Origin of the sequence: uncultured Campylobacter sp. (assembly GCF_938045465.1) — a bacterium.
Lineage (GTDB): Bacteria > Campylobacterota > Campylobacteria > Campylobacterales > Campylobacteraceae > Campylobacter_B.
In genome coordinates this window covers 38,221-47,453 of sequence record NZ_CALIBF010000034.1, presented here as the reverse complement: position 1 = coordinate 47,453, position 9,233 = coordinate 38,221, and the positions used below count along the sequence as shown (strand labels likewise).

Annotated in this window: 17 protein-coding genes; 16 read left to right on the top strand and 1 reads right to left on the bottom strand. The window is 45.2% G+C overall.

Going from position 1 to position 9,233, the window contains the following annotated elements:
- Positions 1-406: helix-turn-helix transcriptional regulator (locus Q0413_RS02060; protein WP_298986805.1), on the bottom strand; the 406-nt coding region annotated here is incomplete at its 3' end.
- A gap of 87 nt (positions 407-493) precedes the next feature.
- On the opposite strand from Q0413_RS02060, the gene Q0413_RS02055 reads away from it, so the two are divergent.
- The 16 genes from Q0413_RS02055 to Q0413_RS01980 all read left to right on the top strand — a co-directional run bounded on the left by Q0413_RS02055 (position 494) and on the right by Q0413_RS01980 (position 9,229).
- Positions 494-676, top strand: a complete 183-nt coding sequence (locus tag Q0413_RS02055) for a hypothetical protein (protein ID WP_122867058.1) — start codon at positions 494-496, stop codon at positions 674-676.
- Position 677: 1 nt separating this feature from the next.
- A complete protein-coding gene (locus tag Q0413_RS02050; RefSeq protein ID WP_298986804.1) occupies positions 678-3,161 on the top strand; it encodes a transposase family protein in 2,484 nt (827 codons plus the stop codon).
- A 59-nt stretch (positions 3,162-3,220) separates the two neighbouring features.
- On the top strand, positions 3,221-4,087 hold the full coding sequence (locus tag Q0413_RS02045; protein ID WP_298986802.1) for an AAA family ATPase: 867 nt from the start codon (positions 3,221-3,223) through the stop codon (positions 4,085-4,087).
- Positions 4,088-4,100: 13 nt separating this feature from the next.
- A complete protein-coding gene (locus Q0413_RS02040) occupies positions 4,101-4,283 on the top strand; it encodes a hypothetical protein (protein ID WP_298986799.1) in 183 nt (60 codons plus the stop codon).
- Between the two features lie 64 nt (positions 4,284-4,347).
- On the top strand, positions 4,348-4,497 hold the full coding sequence (nrdD, locus tag Q0413_RS02035; RefSeq protein ID WP_298986797.1) for an anaerobic ribonucleoside-triphosphate reductase: 150 nt from the start codon (positions 4,348-4,350) through the stop codon (positions 4,495-4,497).
- A gap of 48 nt (positions 4,498-4,545) precedes the next feature.
- A complete protein-coding gene (locus tag Q0413_RS02030) occupies positions 4,546-4,821 on the top strand; it encodes a sigma factor-like helix-turn-helix DNA-binding protein (RefSeq protein ID WP_297895520.1) in 276 nt (91 codons plus the stop codon).
- Complete coding sequence (locus Q0413_RS02025) at positions 4,818-5,126, top strand: hypothetical protein (protein ID WP_298986794.1); 309 nt, start codon at positions 4,818-4,820, stop codon at positions 5,124-5,126. The genes Q0413_RS02030 and Q0413_RS02025 overlap by 4 nt, the downstream gene beginning before the upstream one ends.
- Before the next feature lie 137 nt (positions 5,127-5,263).
- Positions 5,264-5,572, top strand: coding sequence for a hypothetical protein (locus Q0413_RS02020; protein ID WP_005872523.1), 309 nt, complete (start codon positions 5,264-5,266; stop codon positions 5,570-5,572).
- A gap of 19 nt (positions 5,573-5,591) precedes the next feature.
- Positions 5,592-6,362 carry a DUF2303 family protein gene (locus Q0413_RS02015; protein WP_298986791.1) on the top strand — a complete coding sequence of 257 codons (771 nt, stop codon included), beginning with the start codon at positions 5,592-5,594 and terminating at the stop codon, positions 6,360-6,362.
- Positions 6,363-6,421: 59 nt separating this feature from the next.
- On the top strand, positions 6,422-6,775 hold the full coding sequence (locus Q0413_RS02010; RefSeq protein WP_298986788.1) for a hypothetical protein: 354 nt from the start codon (positions 6,422-6,424) through the stop codon (positions 6,773-6,775).
- On the top strand, positions 6,768-6,899 hold the full coding sequence (locus Q0413_RS02005; protein WP_298986786.1) for a hypothetical protein: 132 nt from the start codon (positions 6,768-6,770) through the stop codon (positions 6,897-6,899). The genes Q0413_RS02010 and Q0413_RS02005 overlap by 8 nt, the downstream gene beginning before the upstream one ends.
- Positions 6,896-7,102 (top strand): hypothetical protein, encoded by a 207-nt coding sequence (locus Q0413_RS02000; protein WP_298023852.1) that lies wholly within the window; start codon positions 6,896-6,898, stop codon positions 7,100-7,102. Before Q0413_RS02005 ends, Q0413_RS02000 begins: the two co-directional genes overlap by 4 nt.
- Entirely contained in the window at positions 7,093-7,581 is a 489-nt protein-coding gene (locus Q0413_RS01995; protein WP_298986783.1) for a host-nuclease inhibitor Gam family protein, read from the top strand. Before Q0413_RS02000 ends, Q0413_RS01995 begins: the two co-directional genes overlap by 10 nt.
- Entirely contained in the window at positions 7,578-7,943 is a 366-nt protein-coding gene (locus tag Q0413_RS01990) for a hypothetical protein (RefSeq protein ID WP_297959208.1), read from the top strand. Before Q0413_RS01995 ends, Q0413_RS01990 begins: the two co-directional genes overlap by 4 nt.
- A gap of 82 nt (positions 7,944-8,025) precedes the next feature.
- A complete protein-coding gene (locus Q0413_RS01985) occupies positions 8,026-8,817 on the top strand; it encodes a phosphoadenosine phosphosulfate reductase family protein (RefSeq protein WP_298986778.1) in 792 nt (263 codons plus the stop codon).
- Between the two features lie 16 nt (positions 8,818-8,833).
- Positions 8,834-9,229: a hypothetical protein gene (locus Q0413_RS01980; protein WP_298986775.1), complete on the top strand. Its 396-nt coding sequence runs from the start codon at positions 8,834-8,836 to the stop codon at positions 9,227-9,229.
- Positions 9,230-9,233 lie beyond the last annotated feature (4 nt).

Below are 9,233 nucleotides of genomic sequence, written 5' to 3'. Positions count from 1 at the left end.
AGAAAGGTACCAATACATCGGTGTCGTAGATCTCTATGCCGTTTATATCGACGCTCTCGCCTGCCCCTACGGCTGAACTAAGCTTGCGGATGAGAATTTGATCGTGAGAAATTTGATCTGCTTCTGTTTCTTTAAGGTTGGAGAGACTAGGAGACACTTTTTTGACACTAAGAGACATATTATTTTTTTGGCTAAGAGACACACTAGGAGACGCACCGTCGTATAAATTTTTTATTTCTACACCTAGCGCATTGGCTATTTTGGATAAGTTATCATTTGTCGGATTTGTTTTACCGTTTTCATACCTTTTTATCGTCTCTATAGATACGCCAGCAAATTTTGCTAAATCTCCTTGTGTCCAATCTTTTTCAACTCTTAATGCCTTAATATTCTCAAAAAGTGTCATAAGAATTCCTTTATCCTTGACAAGGTGTCAAATATGTGCTATAATTTCGACATTTATACCAAAATTATATCAAAGGAAACTTAAACGATGATAGATTTAATCGGTAACGTCAAAAAAGGCGGAGTAGCGGAACAGGTTCAGGTAAAGACGGGCAAGACGCTAAAAAGATTTTGCCGAGACAATAAGCTTAGCTATGGTAGCATCCTAAACGGATACTACTCAAAAAAAGCTCAAAACGCTTTTAAAAAACTGGGCGTAAAAGTAGCGTAATATGTGGGTAAATTCCAAGCAGGCCGCTGAAATTTTGGGTGTAAATAACAAAAGCGTGGAAAAAGCCGCTTTTCGAGCCACAAAAAGCTGTAAAAAATTTTGCACTATTAAGTGTCATTTATGCCACTTTACATACACCGACGGTATCGGCCGCGGCGGTAAAACTCTCCAAATTTGGATCGACGACGACCTGATCAACAGTAAAAACAGCGAAATTTCACAGGCGGGCAAGGCATCTAGGGTAAATTGGGAAAACGACGCCCGCGCCCGCCTCTTAAATTTCACTAACGGAGAGAGCAATGGAGATACTAAGTTGGACGCTAGCGATAGTGTCGATATTTGGAGCGGTAACGATGGCGTTTTTGGCGCTGGCTTCGCTAGTACAGGTGATCGACGAGATCAAGAGCAGACGCAAATAAATCAAAACGAAAGGGTAAACGATGCAAATAGAAGCGATGGACGTAACCAAAGAAGCGACGCGAGCGATAGCTCATACGCAAAAGACGATGAGCAAGGAGAAGCAAAAGCATATAGCGATGCGTATGCGAGAGATGGGGTTTACGAATGTGCGAATAACGAGCAACGGGGTCTACGGCTTCAGGCTGGGGGCGAGAGCCAAAGAGGCGCAAACGGCATAGCCGTCAAAGACGAGGCGGTAGAGTGCGAGGTAGTAGAGAGTGACGGGCTAAATTTAAGCGCTTCGAGCGCCGCAAATTTGCCCGCTATCGCTACTTGCTCGGACAAAAAACGCAAGGCCGCGTTTGAAAAATACGACGTAATCAAGGCATGGGAAGACGCAAAAGGCAAGATCGGCGAGGCCGCTTTTCTGGAGTATATCAACGCTAGAAAGATATGCTGCGTAAAAGTAACTGCAAATAAGCTCTACGACTGGCAACGTAAATTTAAGAAAGGAGGCCTTGACGCGCTAGTGGACGAGCGGGATAATAATAAGACCCTAAAGCTTGACGCGCTAGGTCTTGCGCCGCTTTGCGTGGAACTGATACTCGCATGTGGCGGTATGGGCAAGGTAGATATAACAAACATCTACAAGGCGCTAAATTACCACGCGGTAAAAAATTCTCTCATAAACTTCGAGGATTTTCAAGGCAAAAGAGACGAGATAGTAAGCTATGAGGTCGTAAATCGCTTCGTAAACAACTACCTAAGCAAAAACAAGCTGGTAAAAAACATCATCCTTTACGGCGAGGATGGAGCGGTCGGCCGCGGCTTGCCTGCTCTTGGTATCAGCAACTACGCCGTAAATACGATAAACGAAGTCGTGGAGATAGACGGCAGCCCGCTTGATCTAATCTGCAACGCTAGCGAGCTTTGCGATCTCATCGGCTGGCAAAACGTTAGCACTATCTTTAAGGACAAAGACGAATTTCAAAACTATGTCAAAGAGTGGCAAAAGCGCTACACCATCATTGCCCTAATCGATACGTATAGCGGAGTAGCGACTTTTCACATCAGCGATAGTGAAAATTCTCTCTGCATCGCTAGAGCCGTCGCTAAATATATCGTGCGATACGGCAAGCCAAAGATAATCAAGGGCGATAACGGCAAAGCTTTCAAGAGCGAGTATATGCGCGAAGTCTTAGGCGCGCTTGAGATCGAGTATAAAGCCGTGCGTGCTTATAGCGGCTGGCTAAAGCCCTACGTAGAGCGAAATTTTAGAGCCTTGCAGCATAGTTTCAGTGCAAATTTGGCGGGCTTCATCGGTCATAATATCTCGCAGCGCCAAGCTATAGAGTTTTTTCGCTCTAAAAAAGAGCGCCGATTAAAAAGAGGCTACAAGACAAATTTAACAAGGCTCAAAAATCTAAGCGAGGTGCAAGAGCTCATGGATATGTATGCGGAAAAATTTCTAAACACCCGCTACCTTGAGCGCCTTGATACTACCTGCGCAGCTGCGTATAGCGCAAAGATAGGCGATGCTGTGTATATGGACGCTCTAAGCATCAGCGCGCGTCTTGGCGGACGAGAGCTGAAACACGTGCATAAAAAAGGCATTAGCCTAGATGGTGTGAGGTTTTACAGCGTGGAGATGTACGGGCTTGAGCGCGTATGGGTTAGCAAAAACGTCAATAATATAAACGAGTGCTTTTTATGGAGCGAGGATAATAAATTTATCGGTGTCGCCTCTACGCTCGATTTGGATGAGGGAGTAAGCGCCGAGGAGGCTAAAAGCGCGCAAAAGCTATTTAATAAGCGCCTAAAAGAGACCAAAAAGCAGATGGACGCTGCATCGATCGCACATCGGGCGGATTTTGAGCAGATAGTGCGCATGGTAGAAGCAAAGCCCGCCGCAATGCCTAAGCCGCAAGCGGCGAATAACGAAAGCAGGCTAATAGATGCTGCGTTAAAAGGAGCTAAAAGTTTGAACTCTAACGCAGCTTTGAGCGATGAAATTTTAAACGCGCAAGCTACGCAGCGCAAAATAGAGCGCAAGATAAAGAGCTTTGAGGAAGTAGTCTGCGGATAAGGTACTTTTAAAGGGCATAAAATGTCTTTTAAAAGCCCCTTACGGGCAAAGGAGAAAATATGCAAGAGATTATATCTAAGCTAAACGAATTCTTAGAGGGCGGAAGCGTGAGTATGAGCGCGCTTGCGCGGGCTTTGGGCATTAGCCCGGGAGCGATCAGCCAATTTCGAGCGGGCAAATATAAGGGCGATAATGCGGCGATCGCAGCCAAGATAAGCGCCTATATCGATGCTAGCGCCAAAAAAGCAAAAGAGTTTGCCGCCTCACCCGCGCGAGATGAAATTTTTAACTCGCGGGATTACAAGATGGCAAATTTCGTCATCTCCGAAGCCGTAGGCGAGCGCGAGATAGCTTTGCTTTACGGCACGGCTGGTAGCGGCAAGAGCACGATACTACGCGACTTTGCCGCAAAAAATCCTAACGCGGTGCTAATTGAAGCTACTTGCCACACCAACGCTAACGCTTTGCTTGGCGAGCTATGCGAAGCGCTAAAGCTAGAAGCCGCGGGCAGCGCGAATGCAAAATTAAAAGCGATTTCAAGCTTCTTAAAAACCGCTGATAAGGTGCTGCTAATCGATGAAGCCGAGCATCTGCCTCTAAGAGCGCTTGAGGATCTACGTAGAATTTACGATTTTTCGAGTACTCCGCTAATTCTAGCAGGCACGGAGATTTTGCTAAAGAATTTAGTGGGGCGCAATAAGGAGCTTAGGCAGCTATATAGTCGCATTTGCGGCAAGTGGGCTATGCAGGGGCTAAGCAAAGAGGAGAGCGATGCCTTTTACGGCACGGGGATCTTCGCTCACGCCAAAGGCAACTTCCGCGCGTCCGAAAAGTTACACAAAAAGTCGGTCCGCCTAGCGGCTCTTAACGGCTGCGCCGTGGGCGAGGAGATCATAGCCCAGGCCTGCGGCATGGTAATTTTATAAGGAGGAATAAGAGATGAAAGCGTATAAGGGTATGAAAATGAGCGATCTAAAGGCTTGCAAAGATGAGATCATAATTGCGCACTCATTCATTCTATTTCACACCCCGCGAGGTTGGATCTCAAAGAGGAGACGACGTGAGAGCATAGCGGTGCCGGTGCCGAGATTTCATAGAGGACTAGGAACGATTTGGAGTTAGGCAGCTTTGATTTTAAATGGCGCCCGCACGGGCGTCTTATAAAGTCAAAATTTAAGGAGCGGATATGAAATTTCCTAAAGAACTTGAAGCCAAACGCACCAAGTGCATAGTATACACCCGCGTGATGGGCTACCTGCGCCCGGTAGAAAGCTTTAATATTGGTAAAGTGGGCGAACACAAAGAACGTGTGCTATTTGAAGAGAAAAAAAGATGAGAGCCACACTAAGTAGGCGCGATAAGCGGAAGCAAAAGGAAGTGTGAAATGCAAAGAATTCAGGGCTACCGTACGGACAAGGTATGCGCCGAGCGGGTGAGGATGCTAAAGGGCGATGCGGACGTAGCTTACCGCGAGCTTGCGGCGATGCTAGGCATCAGCGTCGAGCGCGTCGCGATGATAGAGCGCACGGCGCTTGCGAAGCTTAGGCACCCGAAAAATCGCAAGAAGTGGATGGAGATATTTGAAACCATCGCCGAACTTGAGCGCTGCGAAGCTCAAAGGCTCGGTAGCGGCTGGAGCCTGAAAGGAACGAAGAGTTGAAGCTAAAGGATCTAATCAATCTAAGCGCCGAAAACTACAGCGCGAGCTCACTTCGCGAACTACATGCAAAGATGAGCGCCGCCGTGCCTGATATGGTAAGCGTAGGTCTTCGCTCGGTGCGTCGCGACGAGATAAGGGGCGGGCAGCTCATAAAAGGCTGGGCGTTTTACGTGAGCTTCTGTTATGGCTCTAAAAAGCCCTGCGCGGAAATTGCGAGCTTCGGTAGGCTTCACATCTGCGCCGATGAGACGATGGCGGCAGATCCTTATATAGAGAAAATTTTAAGGCATTTAAAAGAGCCTTAATAACGCCCAAAGCTTTTAATGGAGTTTTTAAATTTAAAAACTCCATTAAGCGCTTAATGAGCTCAAAGTGCGGCAGAGGAGCTATCAATAGCTCAAGGTGGGCAAAGCCCTAAAAAATCAAAAGAAAGGTCGAAAAAATGACAATAGTAAATAGCGATATAGATGTCTTAGTTGACGCCTTGCGAAGCTTAGGTGCAGGAGCGCTTTTAGGCGCAGCCGCAGAAAATTTAAAAGAAGCCATAAGGGCGGTGCAGATTACGGGGAAAACAGCCGGGGTAACGATAAAAATAAGCGTGAAATCCGATCCCAATTCCGAGGGTGAGGTGCTGGTTTTTGGAACTACTAGCGCAAGCCTTCCAAAAGAGCCCGTAAAAGCTAGATTTTATGTCTCAAACGAGCTACTTCCGGTGCGAAATGCGCCTAATCAGCTCGTAATGAAAATGTAAATTTTAAAAAGGATAGAAAATGCAAGAAAAAGAGAGTAAATACGTAGTACCTAGCGTAGTGCTGGACGAAGACAAAAGAGCCATACTAAGGCACCAAGACTACGGAATATCCGAGGTTTTACTAAAAGAGCCTCTAAGAAACAAATATACCGTAGACGCTCTTGACGTAGATAGCTTCGTTGATCTAGTCAATGAATATAAAGAGCCTAACTCAAAGCTGTTTTTCGACGATAAAAGCATAAAGTGCATCGTCGATTTTAATTCTAAAGATAAGGCTGAGTTTTGTGAAAAGCGCATAAATCTGGGCTTAGGCGTTACGCCGTTTTTCAAGGCCTTTGAGGGTAGCGTAGGCAAAAATCTAAGTCAACGCGACTTCGTATTTTTGCTTAAAAGCCTGTTTATGTTTATAACCGCCATAGACGGTAAGCCGAACGACAATATGGACGTAATCGAGCTTGCCGAAAGCTTGCAGGCGGTCAGGAAATTTGACAGCGTGCAGAAAAATACCAGCTCAAAGATCAGTCTGGACGTAGAGATTAAATCGGGTGCGAAAGAGACCATCTCTATACCAAAGACGATCACTTTTACGCTACCGGTTTACGAGGCCGATACGGAGATCAGAGGCGAATTTAAATGCGAGCTTTTCGTAAGTATCGATGAGGAGAGGTTTGGGCTAAAGCTAGTGTGCTATACGGCGGAGGTTTCAAGACGTGAGGTGCTAAGCAAGATAGTATCAAAGATCAGCGAGCGCTGCGAAGGGGTGAAAGCTTTTAAAGCCAGCATAAATTGATTTTACAGAGCCCTTTTTAAGGGCTCGATAAAGTTAAATTTTAAAAGAAAGGAGAAAAGATGGACAAACGAACGGCAAGGCTTTGTTTCGTAAGCTCGCCGTATGCAAGTATCAAATGCGAGCATGATCGAGATCGCGGCTACTACGCTCGCAAGCTTGCCGAGCAGGCCTGCGCCATCGTGCGCGCTAATGGCTACGAGCCTATATCGCCCGTGCTTGCATGGATGGGGGTGTATAGCGAGCTGGAGCGCGAGCGAATAATGAAAAACTGCGAGGAGCTCCTCTCGGTATGCAGCTACTACTACTTTTTTGCCTGCGAAGGCAGCGAAAATAGCAAAGGTATGGCATACGAGCGAGAGCTTGCAAGGCAGCTCGGCGTGAGGGAGCTGAAATTTAGTCTTTTTGATGAGTGAGAGGCATGCGGTGCGGATCGTAAAGAAGAGTAAAAACACGCTTCCGATCTGCCTACGATACGGCTATGTCATAAAATACGGACTAGCTAAAAAACTTAAAATTTTAGAAAGGAGAAATAGATGATAAAAGCCATGTCGATGCTGGCGGGGCTAAGCTTAGCCATAAGCGACACCAGCACACTTGGCGGCGTGCCAATGCAAACCAAAACCAGAAGAAGCAGGATGGCTTTTGCTAAGAGCCAAATAACAAAGGGCGCGAAGCATAAAAGCCAAGTAATAAGAGCAAACAGAAGAAAATCAAAACTAAGGAGTAGAAAATGGAAATAAAAAGCTTTAGCGATATAGATAATGCGCTAAAAAAGGTGTGCGAGCTAAGTGTAGGCATAGAGAAAATCAACGGCGAAGTAACGCTTGAGTGCAACCGCATAAAAGAGAGCAGAAAGGCCGAAGTGGAGAGGCTCGAGAGCGAGAAAAACTATATCGAGCAGCAAATCACGTTTTTTTGCGAAGAAAACAAGCACGAATTCGCCGAAAAACGCTCGAAAGAATTTACCTTTGGCGAGATCGGCTACCGCCTAACTAAAAGTGTGAGCTTGCCTCGTATTAAGGCTAAAGTAGAAAGCCTGCTAAAGGCGATCAAAAGCTACGGGCTAGCCAAAGAGTGCATCATATACGAAGAGAAACCTAACAAAGACGCTCTAGCGGAGCTAAAAGATGAGGATCTCGTAAAGCTGGGACTAACAAGGACCATAAAAGATAGCTTCCGTATAGTGCCAAAAATTGAGAGTTTGGAGGCAAGACAATGATAGAGCCAAAATATAGGATAAAAGATAAAGCCGATTTTGAGAGAATTTTTAAAAGAGCCGCTGAGCTTGATAACGAAGAACTAGGCGATAGCTTTATAGTGGAAGGCAACCACGATATAACCTACGGCAGCATAAAAGCTACTTGCGAGCTAATCGGATATGATTTGCTTCTTTTATCGCAAGAAATGGTAGACGATTTAGAAAGAGGCAAGTATTCGCATATCGATACTTTTTATATCGATATCGTCAATTTAACCATGCTGGATCAAAATTTTAAGGGCACTCACTCTTTGTTCGGTGGGGCCATCCCCGATGAACTGGACATAGATGACGACGGCACGCTTAGGCTATGGTTCGATTAAAGTTAAAAGGGCGTTAAGCCCTTTAACAAGCCTTTAAAGCGATTAAAAGGCTTGTTAAAGAGTTTAAATTTAAAGGAAAGAGATGACCTATATCGCAACCCTTTCGGGCGGTAAGGATAGCACGGCGATGCTAGATTTGCTACTGCGCGACAAAAAGCCGCTCGATCATATCGTTTTTTACGATACTTTGCACGAATTTGCAACTATGTATTCATACATCGCCAAGCTCGGCGAGTATTTCAAGGCGCGATACGGCAAGGAGATCACAAAGTTAAGACCTGCAATGAGTTTTGAGGAGTGCATTTTCGGGCGCATAAGCAGAGGCGAAAACAAAGGTGCCATTCGGGGCCTCCCCGCTCCGCAGACGCAGGGCTTTTGTGCGTGGCGGAGAGAGGCGAAAGTTGCGCCATTCGAGCGTTGGCTCAAGGCCCAGAGCTTTGACGAGTATAAGATCTATATCGGCTACACCACAGACGAAACCCATCGCAGAATGGACGGCAATGAGTTTCTTTATCCGCTCATCGACGACTACGATATGAGCGAAGTAGACTGCACGATATATCTGAAAGAGCGCGAGATGGAAAATCCACTATATAGGTTTTTCAGCCGCATGGGCTGCTACTTTTGCCCCGCGCAGTCAAAGCGCGCTTTCTATCAGATATGGAAAAATTTCAAGCCTGAATGGGAGTATATGAAGCGGATCGAAGCCGAGCTTTTGGCCATGCGAGATAGTGGCGAGGCTGTGCTTAATACGTCGTGGTTTGCAGGTAATTTGACCTGCGCGGATATGGAGGCAGAATTTAGCCGCATAGACAGGCAAGGCTCTTTAGCGTTTGACGACGAGCCGCTAAAAGATTGTTTTTGTAAAATTTAAAAAGAAAGGATAAAAAATGGAAAAACAAATAATACAAAACGCAGAAACGCTTTATGAAAGCTTAAAAGAATTTCGCAAACTAGATAAAGATATAAGCGAATTATATAGAAAAAAAGAGGATGCCTATACACGTTTTATTAATGAAATCTCTAAAGATATTCAAGAAAAATTCCCAATCTTTAAATTTCGCAAAAATAATGGAAACTACAATATTAATATCTTATTTTCTACATCAAAAGTTTTTGAAAAAGAAAGAAAACGAGGCGGATGCATAGGTTTTTGGGGAGTTTTACGTATGCCACGTAATGATGAAGGCATATACATTAAATTCTTTTATTCTTCAAAAGCCGGTAAAAAAGAAGCTCAAAAAGCTGAAAATTATTTAAAAAATATAAATTGGGATTTAAAATGAAGGA